The following is a 14,667-nucleotide window of genomic DNA, read 5'->3' on the forward strand; positions in this document are numbered from 1 at the left end:
CGTTTAGTAGTGCTTTTTATTAAATATAAACCTATAAACCATATAACACGTTTTTCTATACCTGTTTTTAATTCAGTAGGAACAATAAAATGTATAGAGGTGGTCTACTATGCGTAAAAAAGAAGATAAATATGATTTTAGAGCCTTTGGTTTAGCCATTAAAGAAGCTCGATTGAAACGAGGTTTAACTCGTGAACAAGTGGGAGCATTGATTGAAATTGACCCACGGTACTTAACTAATATTGAAAATAAAGGGCAACACCCCAGCATACAAGTTCTTTATGACCTTGTATCGTTACTTCATGTTTCCGTTGATGAATTTTTCTTACCTGCTAATAACTTGGTAAAAAGCACCCGACGATTACAGATAGAGAAATACATGGATAGCTTTACAGACAAAGAACTATCCTTAATGGAATCTTTAGCCAGCGGTATCAACGAAGCAAGAAACATCGAAGACTAATTAAAAGAATCCATACATAACGGAAAGAGCCGATAAAATGAGATTGTATTAATCTCATTTTATCGGCTCTGCGTCTTTGCGTCTGGCTCTGTAATCACAGTTACTTTGAACTGCTTTATTTCAATTAAATTTTCTTGTCTGCATTTCGGACAATAGAGGGGGAATTTTTTTAATTCAGTATCTTCCCTTATCTTTAATCGTGTTTTATTTCCACATACAGGACACAATATCCACTTGTAGTTTATAATAACTATCTCCTCCTTTACACTTTAATTCAAATCTTTATTAAAAAATATTTCATCTTATTTAACAAGAAACCATATTTATATAACAACATAAAATACACTAAGTTATTTTATTGAACATATATCGTACTTTATCTATCCGACTATTTGGACGACGGGGCTGGCAAACAGGTTCACCGGTAGTAACATGGTACCCTTTTAACTCTGTTAAACAAACACTACGTCCATTTGTAAAGAAAGTTAAATCACTACGATATTCTTGAATACACCGAGCAGGGATTTCTCCACTAAGAATGACCTCATTATTTTTCAATTGAGTGTCTACGATGTTCGCACAATATTTAGGAGCATCGTTGTATGCTCGTGAAAGATATTCCTGTGGCGCATAAATTTTAAAACTAAGATATGGCTCTAACAATTCTGTTCCAGCTTTTTTTAAGACTTGTTCCAATACAATAGGAGCAAGCATCCGAAAATCTGCTGGGGTACTAACAGGGCTATAGTATAAGCCATACTTAAAACAGATTTTACAGTCCGTCACATTCCAACCATACAATCCTTGTTCACAGCCATAGCGTATCCCCTCCATAACTGCATTTTGAAACGATTGATTTAAGTATCCAAGAGAAACCGAGCTCTCATACTGTACTCCGCTCCCTAATGGAAGCTGTGCTACAGATAGACCAATGGAAGCCCAGAAAGGATTCGGTGGAACTTCGATGTGAATGGTATACTCTGCTTTTTTTAACGGTCTTTCCATATAAATGACTGTAGGCTCTTTTATTTCTATCTCCACATGATACTTTTCTTGCAGCAGAGCACAAGTCACTTCCATTTGTACTTTCCCTAAGAAAGAAAGTATGATTTCATGTGTCGCAGAATCCACATAATATCGCAGAAGCGGGTCACTGTCGGAGATTTCTAAAAGTGCATCAAGTAACATTTCCCTTTGTTGAGGTTTGCTCGGTTCAACAGTCGTTTGCAGCAGAGGGAGGGGATTTTCAATTCTCTCTCTCTGTGGCAATAGCTTTGTATCTCCAAGAACACTATTTAACTTCAAAAACTCATTCTGCAAAATAACAATTTCCCCGGAATAAGCCTTATCGATTTTACATAATTCACCATTTATTGAAGTATACATTTCTTTAATTTTTATTTTTTCCTTTTCCGATATTCTAACCGAATCTCGCAAATGCAGTACGCCACTATAAAGACGTATATATGCAAGACGCTGTCTTTTTTCCGAATACTCAATTTTGAAAACTTTTCCGCAAAGTTCAGACTGACCTCGATGTGTTGATGAATAAAATTTATTCGTAATCACTTCTATAAGGTTATCAATCCCTATATTGTTTTTTGCACTTCCGTGATAAACAGGGAACAGGGAACAATTCTGAAATCTTATGCTTTCCTCTTGTTCGAGTTCCAATGCTTCTAATGATTTACCGGACATATATTTCTCTAAAAGGTCATCGTTTCCCTCTATTACCGTATCCCATTGTTCAGATTCGGTAAAGTTCGTCACACACATATTAGGATACAGTTCTACCTTCTGTTTGATTACAATTTCGGCAGAAAGTTTCTCTTTAATATCCTGATAAACCGTTGATAAATCAATTCCATTTTGGTCAATCTTATTGATAAAAAGATTGTGGGAATCCCCATTTTCCTAAGTGCATGAAATAATATACGAGTTTGTGCTTGTACGCCATCTTTTGCAGAAATCAGTAGAATTGCCCCATCTAAAACTGATAATGAACGATATACTTCTGCTAAGAAATCCATATGTCCTGGCGTGTCTATGATGTTCACCTTCGTATTTTCCCACTGAAAAGAGGTTATTCCTGTCTGAATTGTAATTCCTCTCTGACGTTCTAAAAGCGTATTATCCGTCCTCGTTGTACCTTTGTCCACGCTTCCTAATTCTGTAATCGCTCCACTGTTATATAATAAGCTTTCTGTTAAGGTAGTTTTTCCTGCATCAACATGAGCTAAAACTCCAATATTAATAATTTTCATGTGATTTTCCTCCATTCAAAAGCCCAAAAGGGCATCCAATTATTTGTTCCCACTATCAAATTGACAGTTTATTTAAGAATACCTTGCCGCATATTTATTAACTCCTTTTAAATAGATACTTAAATAATAGCACGTAAGAGCATATTTGTAAAGGAATCTCCAATTTTTTATCAAAGAGAGTACGTGATTACAAAATAGCTGTAATAATGTACCAATATTTGTTATTCTATAATCTTCCAATTACTCCCGTTCTTTTCAAGTACCAAATCAAATTGAGATACCTGCGTTGCTTTGGTCTGCTGGTCGATATACTCCACTGTCAGCGATACCGTGACTTGATTATCCTTACGATTGTGAATAGGATTTACCAGTTCTTGAAAGATGTACTCTTTTCCGATTGGTTTTAATATCCCGTCATTCACATAGTAGGAAAGTTCACTGGCTGTCGCTGTAGGATAGAGCTTGAAGAACGTCGTTAAAAACTCATTGATTTCATTGGTTGTAATGGAATCAACCGTCCCCTCACTTTCAATGGCTTTTGGTTTATAACTTGATTTCTTAGGTATGTTGGTAATGGTCGGATTCTTAACCAGTACCATATTTCCAGAACCATCTACATAGACACTCACTATATAAGCAGAGTGGACGGTCTTTGTATTTTCTCCCTCTGTAATGAGCTGGTCTACACTGTAGGTTACATTAAACTCATTGTCGCCAGTTGGCTCTACCGTCCATATCTGAAATCCTCTTACAGAAGACGATACAGGAATATCTTTGCGTACTGTATCAACATTGAGAGCTTGAAGTTCATCTGTCAGATAGCCTTTTAGACTTTCCATTCGATTATCAATGGACTTATCGGATTGCTCCCATGAATAGTAGACTTTCGCAAAGTTCTCTACAAAATTTTCTACATGATGAGTATCAACGTATTCCTTTTCTATGATAGTTGTTTCGTGAATAGTATGAGTATCTATAGCTGTAAAGTGCTTGAATATCGCAAAGCTGAAACTAAGCCCTAAAAGTACCCACAGGCAATCACAACCTTTTTATGAGGATTGACCTTATAGTAGACACGAGGTTTCTTTTCCTTTGGTATCTGTTTTTCTTTATTCTGATTTTTTCTAAATTTCATCATTAAATCTTCCTTTCTCATTGTTTGATTCGTCCTGCTCCCACTAAATGCTGTTGCCAGTAGGGGCTTGTTAAGTCGGCATAACCGATTGGGTCGCCTGCATGAAACATACGGTTATTGCCAAGGTATATCCCAACATGAGTAATATAGAGCCAGCGTTATAGGTAGAATGAAAGAAAACCAAATCGCCAGCTTGTGCTTCCGATAGTGGGATATGCTGGGTCACATCATATTGCTGTTGTGCGGTTCGTGGTAAGTTAATTCCAGCTTTTCCATACGTCCATTGTGTCAGTCCGCTACAATCAAAAGAAGTAGTCGGGGAAGCTCCACCGTAAACGTATCGCCAGCCCTCATATTTCAGTGCTTCGTCCATGATGGCTTGTACCGTATCATCATCAAACTCTGTTGTGACAAGATACTGCGTTACCAGTTGCACATAAAAATATTGCCATAGTTGTATCGCCAGCCCCCATTGATAGGTATGGCTATGGGATTGGGGTAAGACACTTTTTCGCCACCTGATACTCTTTTGAGAAACTTTGAGCCAGTTCAAAGGTATATTTATTTCCACGATTAGCCACATACCCTAGAAACCACCACCATAATTGTAGGACTGGATAACCGATTCTAAATCTACACTGAGCCTTTCGCTACTGGCTAATAATTCACTGAAATACTTCACACCTTGCTTAATGGATTCTTCTGTACTCAATGAATTAGGTGGAAGACCGAGGGATTCGAGGACTGCATAACATCTTCCGCAGTACCGCCCGATTCCACCTGTATAATCGCAAGAAGTATGTTGACATATTCTTCAACGCCATATTCTTTGGCATATTTTTCTACCATAGGCTTATGAGCCAGCACTTCTGCGGAAACATTCACACCTCCATAATGAATATTGGAAATTCCGCTGTCCTGTTCATCTGAAAATAAATGGCAACAAACAGAAGCAGTGAGAAACCATCAAGAATAATCCAGAACCACCAATCACTAAAGTTTCACTTCATGGTTTCTTACGACTTTCTTAATGGTGGCGGTTTGATTGGTGGTCTACTTCTTGTATTTTGTAGTGGTACTCTTTGAACAGTAGACGGACGTTCTTTTGTGATTGGACGTTGTGAAGTTCTATCTGCTGTATGGTTGAAGTTGCTGGCTTTTGAACGGTTTTTTTTCTTGAACGGTATTGCCTTGGCGTTCCACTTTTGGACTTGAAAAATCGGACTTAACTGCTGGACGCTCTTGTTTGGCTTGTTGAGATTCCTTATATGAAGTCTGAATATTAGACTGTTTTGAGGTCTGTTCATCATGATATTGTTCTTGTCTTGTAGTCGGTCTTTCATGAACAGAAGAAGCAGGCTGTTTTTTCTGTTTGACCTGTTCCATTTCAGAGCGACGCTTCGCAATGGTTTTTCGCCTTTGTTCCTGCTGTTCCTTGCGTCCACTGGCTCTGTCCGCTTTGGTTGAGAAATACTACTGGTTAATCACGGACATTCTCTTTTACTTTGGATTTTCCTTGATATACTGCATATTTGCATTGGTCGGCAATCTTTAACCTGTTCTTTCAAACCACTAGCAGTGTCTACCATTCTGTCTTTGGTATCAGCTACTGTACCGATGGTTTGACCGATACGTTTTCCAAGTGTTGATTTTTCCTTTCCGTCTGGTCGGGAGTGATCTGCTTGTGTCTTGCAGAACTCCCGAACCCGACTGTCCTTTTTTACCTGTAACAATGGCAGACCCAGCCCTAGAGTAGTCATGGAACGTCAAGTTTCCGCTGTAGACGGTGCATGTGAGCGTGCATAAGCATACGAGGTTTTCTCATCACACGACTTCCCACACTTTGAGAATCGTTACTCTGTAGAGAAAACATACTCATTAAATCGCCCAGCTTGAAGTAGATTCCTGCAAAGGTCACAATCTGTAGAAAGCAATCAAAAAGAACGGATAACCAGCCGATAAGGTATAGAGCATGGTTGAAATACTAAATGCTGTCGTAATAATCAATGTGATTCCAGCTCGTGTCAAATGGTATTAAAGAGCTTTGTTATGGCTCGTTTTGACATACCATCAAATGATGGAATCATGCTTAAAATAAAGCTCACAGGCAGAAACATAGCATAGATGATAAAAAGTACCTGCGAGAAAATCATGATTCCTGTTAATAGGAATACAATATGGAAATCCCAATATTGAAGACAAATAGGAAGAAGACTGTACCTAAACGGTTAATGGTCTTTGTAATGGTTAGATTGGTATTGCTTCTGTCTTCAATTTCTTCCGCAACAATTTTTCTCTGTCTTCGCATTGTTGGAATCTGGGCTGGTGGAGAGCAGGCTTTCCACACGGTCAATACCGATACTTTCAATGTCTGAACTGTTGTATTGAAGCAGTAGCCACGGTTGCTGAACCTGTATGGAAAACAGGCTATCTCTGATTAAGTCCACGCTGTCCTTGCCTTGACTATCGGAATGGGGCATGACAATCTTCGTGCCAAGTGATAAACTGGCATTACTGATGTCTGATGAAAAGTCATGATTTTTTTAATGTAGTCGGGAGCGTAGGCAATAAAGGAAGCCGATAGGATAAACCCAGCACAAATTCATAATGGCATGAATTGCCTTTGTGGTTTCTCTCTTATCAGTCCGTATAGGCAACATAACCCCAGAACAAAATCAAGAGTAAGAGAATCCAACATAGAAACCCTCTGTTGAAATCCGTTTGCACTCACACCAGCTAAGGTCTGCATATTCTTACCAATGGAATCTGCTGTAGCGGAAATGAAGTCTAAGGATAGGCTTCCTGTACTAAGTAACCGTCGCATTGGAAACATACAAACTGATTGTCCAAATAAAATTGGTAATGGCATATAGTCCATACATGACCTGTTTTCCAATCCCGTCCGACCAGTTCCACGGAAGCCAGCCCCAGCTATTATCCACATAAAAATCCAGTTGATAGTTTTCAAGTGGGTATCGGCTGTATTCATTTGCCACATTGACCGTATCATCTACCAAGCCCGCAGCTTGAACCACCGTTCCCAGCATGGCTAAAAGAAAAATGGCAATCACAAGTGTGAAAGCCACTGTCATTGCCACTTTACCTAGACGTTTCAGCGTCCAGTTTGATTTTATTCTGTTTACTATTGATGGTTTCACATTTACACCTCTTTTCGCACAGGTGGTCTGGTATCAAAGGCATGGAGCAGTTCTTCAAATACAGGGTGGAACTGTATCACACCGACACGACCATATAAATCACTGATAAGGCATTGCCCGTTTTCCAAATCACGCAATCGCTTCTGATTGTTTTCGTCCTCTGGGTCTACACCAAAAAAGGCTAAGGTCTTTTTAATCTCGTTAAGGTCAGTGGAACGAAATGCAAATTTTAAGCCGAGGTTATTTTTCAGTTTTTCATCTAAGAGGTCGTCTGTATTTTGGGTCACGAAATATACCCCAGCGTTCATAGCACGACCAGCCCGAACCAGCTTCATAGATAGTGTTTTTCCTTGTGCTACCTGTAAAAAGCTCCATGCTTCGTCTAAATCTACAATCTTGAAAATGCTTCGGTCTGTATGGATAAAGTCTAAAGCAAAGGTACTAATGACAATCAGCATAGCAACGGATAAAAGCTCCATAGTGGTATATTCCTCAAAGGAAGTTTCCTTGTCGGGAAGTACCAAGTCCGCAACCTGTATAATGTTCAGTTGTTTTTCTAAGCTGATAGACTGCTCCACATAACCATTACTGAATAATAAATGTGCAAAGTCATAGTCTGTAAAACTTTCGATATGGTCGGCTATACTGGTACTTAGTGGCGTATTCTCAACCCGTAATTCCTCAATCACTTTCATCAACCCTCGTACTTCACTATTGGTTACTGCACGAATGGCTTTTCTAAGGATTGGGAAGCGTTCCCCATCACGAGAGGAAATCCCCGTAAGGAATGTCAGAATATCAATAGCCAGTGATTCAGAATCTTTGGGATTTTTCATAATCACATAAGGGTCAAGTAAGCCTTTGTTTTTCTCATCAGAAGTCAGAGTGACGATATTGATTTCATGGGAAATCTCTGGCAAGGTTTCTTTCCATCTGCCACGTTCTGCTTTTGGGTCTACAATCACTGCTTGTGCCCCATAAAGCACCGCATAATAGACGATAAGGTTATTCGCAAAGGATTTACCACCACCCAGCGAACCAACAAAAGCCGACGCTAACGCATTGGTTACTGAACCCTTAACCCCTTGACTGGCAAGAGCAGGTTTCAGATAGACATTGCGTCCAGTATCTAAGCTGTAGCCAACATAAATCCCCTCATTTTCCCCCAGCATTTGAGTAGCACCAAAACCTAAACCAGCGAGGAAATCAGAGGTCACGTATTGAATATAATCATTCATATAACGCTTGCTGGCAGGTAAAAATTCTTCATGTAAGCCGAGCATATCCCCAAATGGTCGTACCAGTTTTACGCTTAAATCGTCATAAAAATCTTTCACTTCATTACAACGACGTTTGAGTTCGTCAAGATCATTTGCTGATACCCTTACCACATAAGACAGCTTGTACATAGATTCCTTGCTTTGGTCTAAATTGGTTTCCAGCTCATTCACACTTTCCAGAGCTTCCGCCACATTGGAGCTGGTTTCATTATCACTTTGCCAAGCGTGGTTATCCAAGTCTTTCAGTTCTTTCTTTTTATTGCGGACAGTAGATAGGGCTTTACGATTCGCTACAATTTCCACATTCATTGACGTATCAATCGGGAATGTAAATTGCTGTTGCTGGTAGTAGAAGATTTCAGAGGACGGGAAGTCCAGTTCTCCGACAATGCTGTTAATGGTAAAGTAAGCTACATAGACGGTTTCATCTTCCTGCTGGATTTTCAAATATCGCTGTTTTTCTTCCACCAAACAGCGAGTAGGCTTAATCAAGTCATAGTATTTAATCAGCGTTTCATTATCCAGCTTTTTCTTTGATAGATGGTACTCATACTCTTCATAGGCAGTGCCTGTCTGTCCGTAAAGGTGTTCAATCAGATAGCCGAAGTCGTCCTTATCTAACCTGCGGATTTTGAAACGACGAGAGATTTTATTTTCTAAGAGCTTTTCCATCTTCTGAAAACGCAGGATTTCATCATTACTCATACTAACAAAATCGCCCATCAGCTTATGGTTCACATCATAGACAAAATCAGACAAAGCATTTTTTGCTTCAACGGTAAGACTTTTCATAGAAAACTCCTGATCGTTGAGAAGCAACTTAAAGCCGATAAAGAAACGGTAGTTCACTTGATTTTCGCCAATCATGGATATTAAAGCGTCTGTCTGTTGGTCGATTTTGTCATAGGCAACCGCTTTGAGCTTGCCAGTGACTTCATTTTTGGAACGCTCTTGTGCAGAACGTATGCTGGATTCTGTACTGATTTGTAAAGCATGAATTTTGCCATCACGATTTTGTGCGATAAGCTGTCTGAAAGAATCATGCACTTGTATTTTCTGTTCTGGACTTAGAAATGAGTAATTGTAAGGAACAAGCTCATAGTAAGCATAACATTCCCCGTCTTTATTCCAGACGAGATTGTTTTCAATGTATTTAATTGGATATGCCATAAAATTCACTCCTAACTGCTGTAATGGCTTCTTGTGGCTGGTTTCTGCCAAGCGTTACTTTTTTTCCTGCATAGGTCAGCTTTGGTCGCAGTGCATAAGCAATGACAGACTTCAAAAATCCATAAGGCTTTTTACCATCAAAAGTTTTTGTAGACATAAACCATGTGAAAGCCACAGGAATCCCAAAGTATTTGAGAAATGCTCCCTCTATCATGGAAAGAGGGGGCAAGTTGCCAAGTATCATCACTGCAAAGAGTGACACGACAAACCATGTCATTTGCGTAAAGGTTATGGGAAACGGAAGTCTAAAATCATTGATAGAATACAGTACCTTTTCCACAGACCAGATACTGGTATAGCTTCGTATTTTCTTCATGTAATCAATCCTTTCATAAAAAATAGGGGTAGCTGATTGAGCCACCCCGTAAAATAGAAAATCTGCCAGTAGTAATGTACCGACAGATTTAATAGACGATTTCAAAAATCCCATGATTGGTTGAGATAAACGTTCCTGAAAGGTCTAAATCCCGACCATAGGCTTGATAATCAATATAGTTTTGAAGACTAGCTGGTACTTCGCCTAAAGCACCCGTTTCTTCAATGTAGTAGCGTGCCACGTCATACATATCATCACAATCGGAATGAATGATAATATCCTCTTGATGTTCGCTTAGTTCTTCAATGCTTGAAAAATGAGTGAGCAGAGCAGATAGCTCCGATTGTAATTCTTCGGGTAATTCCGATACCATTTCCCATAGTCGATTGAGTTCGCCAATGGAAGTGTATTCGTCAACCGTAAAGGGTAACTCGTAGTCATGAATGGCGTATTCCTCATATTCATCATTCAAGCCGATTTTCTCTTTGACTTCCTCAAAGTCAATGGGAAAGGTAAACCACGCACCGACCAATTCGCCCTCATTGTATTTGCCTAAATTCGCAATATAGACTTGCATATCGTCCATATATTCACGTCCTTTCTTTGTAGAGATTCAAAAATCCCTACCGCACTTCGTTTGGTGTACCATTCCTTTGCGGAACATAAGAAAACCACTTATATTCCACAAAAGAACGGTTTTATTTAAGCACCAATAATGCGATTGAATAGCTCTAGTAAAATGTCTTTTACTCCAGCAGCGTTGAAGACTAAGCCAACCGCAATAATCGCAATAATTAAAAAGCCAATCAGTTTGCTAAACTCACGCTTGAAGCCAAGATACAAGCCAATCACAACGATTGCTAAAAGCACCAGTGATTGAGCGTTTGATAGAAACCAGTTATAAAGGTTTTGTCCAAAATTCATAAAAATGTTCTCCTCTCTATATTCAATGAATTTGTATTTGAGTTATTTTTTTGTTGTTATCACGTCCTGTTCTTTTACTGACTGTTGCTTCAAAATCTGCTTGTGTCGGTCTGTCAGTTTCGCATGGTCGAGAATGTCTTTTACAACCTGCGTCTGGTTGATTTCATCAAGTTTAATCGCAACCTTTAAGGTCGGGGCAACTTGATGAGATAGCCAGTTCAGCGTCCTTTGGAAGGAGTAAGGCTCTGGTTTTGTGGTTAGTTTTAATCGTTCACGATTGTTCCCAATAAACCAAGCCCATTCTTCATTCAGTTTCCAATCAGAACGAGGTTTGGAATCGTCTTTATCTACAAAACGGATATACCGATTGATAATTTTAAAGGCGGTATGCTCTGGATTGTCATAGACGAGTAAATCACGGACTGCATAATAGGCACGCTCATTTTTCAATCGAATCTCAAAACGGTTTTTTACTTCTGCGTCTTCAATGGGAATATCATTTTTCTTGTACTGCTCGTAGTCCTTTTCATAGATACAGAAATAAACTTCACTTTGTAATGAACCGATATAGAGGGTGTTTCCCATACATTCCTTTTCCTCTTTGCGTACCAGTTCGCCACTGCGATAGCTTTTAAAACTGCGGAAGACGGAGATACATTCTTCCTGTTGGCACTTTTCAGTGAGTACAGGGATATTCAAAATCCCTGTCTTATCGTTAATGGCAAGGTCAAGGCGTTTCATCACACCGCCAGCCACCAAAACGTCCATAAAGAACTCATACCAGCTTCTTTGTTGTGCCAGAAGATAGCTTTCAAATTGTCTGCACCCACGACCTTTCAATTCCACCAGAACTCCTTTGTCCAGTTCATGGGAGCAAAGGACGAATATGTCGCCTAAAGCATAATGCTCTGAATAAGAATAGAAACCATAGTCCTCATGAAGAAAATAGGACAGTTTCAGTTGTAAGATGTTTTCGACCACCTGCTGTACGTCTGTTGTCGGAAAGCGAATCCTTACATAATCAAACAGCATTTCAAGGGGAGCGTCGGGATTGAAGCGTTCCAGAGCTTCCCAAAGGGACTGCTGTAAATCCTCTGATGGCTTGACTTTTCCTGTTTCAATATCGCTTAGATACTGCCTTGTAATACCAGTCGCAACAGCTAAACGGTTTTGAGATAGTCCATAAGCCAAGCGTTTTTCTTTTAAATGCTGTAACCAAGTTTGTTCATTCAGTAAAAATCCCTCCAATCAAAAAGGCGTATGTCAACTTTTAAAGCCCATTTGACATACGCTGAAATTTTGTAAATCCCTTGTAACCAAAGGATTTTCTAATGTTTTTTTGACTGTTTCCTGTCGATTTGTACCCCCCTGTTAGATACGGGGGGTTAAGTGCTGGCGTGGCTATTGCCACACCAATCGGCAGACAGTCCGCACGGCAAGGCTTACGCTTCGCACGCCTTTTGTGCGTCCTGCCTGCCGTCCACGAGTTTCTTTATCTCCCCTAAGAAATCATGTCCTTTCGGTACAAGGGGTGTGTAAAATTCAGATATGACACTTGTTCCTACATCAACATAGCCACGACCTTTGATTTGTTTTAAGAAAAAATCTTTTTGCACATCACTTCCAAACATCATACCATAGCCCATTTCAGACATACGACCTAAAGCCACTCTGAAATTAAATTGGTCACGGATACCGTCACCAAGATATTTTGCGTCTGGTCTTTGGCAGGCTAAGATTAAGAAAAAACCTGCCTGCCGACCTAACATGACTATCTGTTTTAACTTGTTTAAGACAGCGGTATTCTCCTTTGTTCCAAGCATTTCCATAAAAGCGACATATTCATCAAAAATCAGAAAATGAGCCGGAAGTCCCAAATAGGCATAGTTTTCTCCTGTTTTGTAGTTTTCCATTTCTTTCATTGAGATACTGCGTTCCAGCATTTCCTCATAGAATCTGTCAATGCAGGAAAGTATATCTTCCTTTTGGTAATAAACGTCTTTCATGACAGAACCTAAGTCTGCAAGGTCGGCGTTTTTTGGGTCAAAGATATACAGTTTTGCGTTTGTACAGAGCAGAGCTTCAATGAGTGTCAGGATAAAATAGGTTTTACCGCCACCTGTACCGCCTGCAATCAGCATGTGTGGGAGCTTGTCATATTCCCACCAGATATTTTTCATAAGGCGGAGCTTTCCATTTTTTGCCTGTACTTCATCAATGGATATGCGGTTTGCAATCATATCATAAAGCAAGGTGTATTCCATATAGGAATCTTTCAGCTCTTTTTCGGTCAGCTCACAATATAAGCCACTTTCTAACTTTTTCTCTAAATGCAGGAGCTGTTCCTGATACTTGCCCAGTGTGATTTCTACACGTATCCGTATCAGACCGTTTTTCATACGGTAATAGACTTTCGGGAAGTAGCTTATCTTTTCTCTTGTCCGACCGGAAGAATCTTCAAAAATGCCTTCTGATTTTACCTGTTTTGCTTCATACCATTTATTTTCCAGTATCATTCTGGCTAATTTCTGACGATGGTAGAGTTGTTTTACCCAGTCATAACGATAGCGTTTAATCACAAAAATCAGCGACAGACAAACAATACCGGAAATGATACAGCTTAAAGCAAGGTAGAGAGTATTGATTTCACTTGCCTTTGGTAAATGAAACTCCTGCCGGTTTATCTCTAAGATAGTTTTGGCATGAAACAGGGCGACTACAAGAATAAACACTGGCAGGAGTATAGATATGGCTGTATGAAATACCAAATCTTTATCACTTGGGCGAATCCGTTTACCGGAAAAAAGCCACCGTTTCATGTGCGTATTTCTCCTTTCGATTTTTTCTCTTTATCTTATTTTTCAATAACAGGCTCTTTTTTAGGAGCTTCTTTTTTAAAATTTCCCGTATTCTTTGCCGGTACAATATCATCTGCCTTGATATACCAGTCCACCTCTGCACCCTGAAAAGTTGCGGTTGCTACTGTATCGGCAACCGGATTGACAAGCTCTACATGTGCGTTATAGTCAAAGTTTTTTAGCGGAACACTTGCTGGAATGCTTACCTGAATCATTCGTCCCTGTCCTTTGGATTTAAGGTCATAGGTACGTTCCTTGATTTCTTCCGAAAGCGTGCCATCTTCCTTTTGAATGCGTACCTCACGACGGAGTGCGGAGAATTTCAGCTCTCCAAAGGTCGCTTCCTTTTCTAAAACAATACCGTTTGCTAATCTCATTTCTTTTCCTCACTTTCTATGCTTTTATCATGTCGTCTGCTTCCAAAATATAATTGGTAAAACCTCGTGTGCCGATTTTGTATCCCTCTGCTTTGATACGGGGATTGATGAGCTTTACTTTTTCCTCAAAGGCAAAGTTCTTTTCGCCTGCTTCTGCCGGAAGTGTTACCACAATATCGTCTGCTCTCTGCACATCGGAATAGAGGTTATAGCTTCTTGATAAAACGGTAAGCTGTCCGTTGATTCTTCTTTGTATGACCTTATCCTCACCGGCAAACTCCAAGTTTCCAAAAGTCTTTTCCATGTTGGGAATAACATATTTTAGTTCCATATTTTTCGTCCTTTCTGTGATATATTGATTTTTATATTTTCAGTGTGCCTGTCGTGGGAGAACGGCATTTCTTTTCATGAGGTTTTCTTGTCATCATTATCACGACCTTTCAAATTGAGTAAAAAAATAGACACCTCATATTTGAAGTGCCTACCTCTTTTGAATATTCAATTTGTATTGGAAGTGTCTTTTTAAATTTCACCTTTCAAGAAAAATCGTCGTACCAAAGCTCATTCATACGTAGTAAATCAGTAGTAATTTGATTGGTTTTATCCTTGATAGGGTGTAATGCTTCCAGTGTTTATGCGGATAATTGGGATTTTATGATGTT

Annotated in this window: 11 protein-coding genes and 4 pseudogenes; 1 reads left to right on the plus strand and 14 read right to left on the minus strand. The window is 39.4% G+C overall.

The window, feature by feature from the left end:
• The first annotated feature begins 109 nt into the window (after window positions 1-109).
• Window positions 110-463, plus strand: a complete 354-nt coding sequence (locus HW275_RS09990; protein ID WP_001227347.1) for a helix-turn-helix transcriptional regulator — start codon at window positions 110-112, stop codon at window positions 461-463.
• 59 nt (window positions 464-522) lie between these two features.
• Here HW275_RS09990 and HW275_RS09995 read toward each other — a convergent pair whose 3' ends face one another.
• The 14 genes and pseudogenes from HW275_RS09995 to HW275_RS10065 form a co-directional block, all read right to left on the minus strand.
• Window positions 523-690: a cysteine-rich KTR domain-containing protein gene (locus HW275_RS09995; RefSeq protein ID WP_000336323.1), complete on the minus strand. Its 168-nt coding sequence runs from the start codon at window positions 688-690 to the stop codon at window positions 523-525.
• A gap of 118 nt (window positions 691-808) precedes the next feature.
• Window positions 809-2,727 (minus strand): annotated as a pseudogene (gene tet(M), locus HW275_RS12465) (tetracycline resistance ribosomal protection protein Tet(M)).
• Between the two features lie 221 nt (window positions 2,728-2,948).
• A pseudogene (locus tag HW275_RS10005) lies at window positions 2,949-3,883 on the minus strand (conjugal transfer protein).
• Window positions 3,880-4,829 (minus strand): annotated as a pseudogene (locus HW275_RS10010) (lysozyme family protein). The pseudogenes HW275_RS10005 and HW275_RS10010 overlap by 4 nt, the downstream one beginning before the upstream one ends.
• Before the next feature lie 49 nt (window positions 4,830-4,878).
• Window positions 4,879-7,020: pseudogene (locus tag HW275_RS10015) on the minus strand (CD3337/EF1877 family mobilome membrane protein).
• A 2-nt stretch (window positions 7,021-7,022) separates the two neighbouring features.
• Window positions 7,023-9,470 (minus strand): ATP-binding protein, encoded by a 2,448-nt coding sequence (locus HW275_RS10025; RefSeq protein WP_000331160.1) that lies wholly within the window; start codon window positions 9,468-9,470, stop codon window positions 7,023-7,025.
• The gene (locus HW275_RS10030) at window positions 9,454-9,846 is read right to left on the minus strand and encodes a conjugal transfer protein (RefSeq protein WP_000723888.1); all 393 of its coding nucleotides are present in this window, start codon (window positions 9,844-9,846) and stop codon (window positions 9,454-9,456) included. Before HW275_RS10030 ends, HW275_RS10025 begins: the two co-directional genes overlap by 17 nt.
• 88 nt (window positions 9,847-9,934) lie before the next feature.
• Window positions 9,935-10,432, minus strand: a complete 498-nt coding sequence (locus tag HW275_RS10035) for an antirestriction protein ArdA (RefSeq protein WP_000342539.1) — start codon at window positions 10,430-10,432, stop codon at window positions 9,935-9,937.
• A gap of 116 nt (window positions 10,433-10,548) precedes the next feature.
• Window positions 10,549-10,770, minus strand: coding sequence for a hypothetical protein (locus HW275_RS10040; RefSeq protein WP_001009056.1), 222 nt, complete (start codon window positions 10,768-10,770; stop codon window positions 10,549-10,551).
• Window positions 10,771-10,812: 42 nt separating this feature from the next.
• Entirely contained in the window at window positions 10,813-12,018 is a 1,206-nt protein-coding gene (mobT, locus tag HW275_RS10045) for a MobT family relaxase (RefSeq protein ID WP_000398284.1), read from the minus strand.
• A 22-nt stretch (window positions 12,019-12,040) separates the two neighbouring features.
• On the minus strand, window positions 12,041-12,193 hold the full coding sequence (locus HW275_RS10050; protein WP_178936452.1) for a conjugal transfer protein: 153 nt from the start codon (window positions 12,191-12,193) through the stop codon (window positions 12,041-12,043).
• A gap of 19 nt (window positions 12,194-12,212) precedes the next feature.
• Window positions 12,213-13,589 (minus strand): FtsK/SpoIIIE domain-containing protein, encoded by a 1,377-nt coding sequence (locus HW275_RS10055; RefSeq protein ID WP_178936371.1) that lies wholly within the window; start codon window positions 13,587-13,589, stop codon window positions 12,213-12,215.
• Between the two features lie 35 nt (window positions 13,590-13,624).
• The gene (locus HW275_RS10060; protein ID WP_178936372.1) at window positions 13,625-14,005 is read right to left on the minus strand and encodes a YdcP family protein; all 381 of its coding nucleotides are present in this window, start codon (window positions 14,003-14,005) and stop codon (window positions 13,625-13,627) included.
• A gap of 16 nt (window positions 14,006-14,021) precedes the next feature.
• Window positions 14,022-14,336: a YdcP family protein gene (locus tag HW275_RS10065; RefSeq protein WP_050219866.1), complete on the minus strand. Its 315-nt coding sequence runs from the start codon at window positions 14,334-14,336 to the stop codon at window positions 14,022-14,024.
• Window positions 14,337-14,667 lie beyond the last annotated feature (331 nt).

Origin of the sequence: Leptotrichia sp. oral taxon 223, assembly GCF_013394795.1 — a bacterium.
Taxonomy (GTDB): domain Bacteria; phylum Fusobacteriota; class Fusobacteriia; order Fusobacteriales; family Leptotrichiaceae; genus Leptotrichia.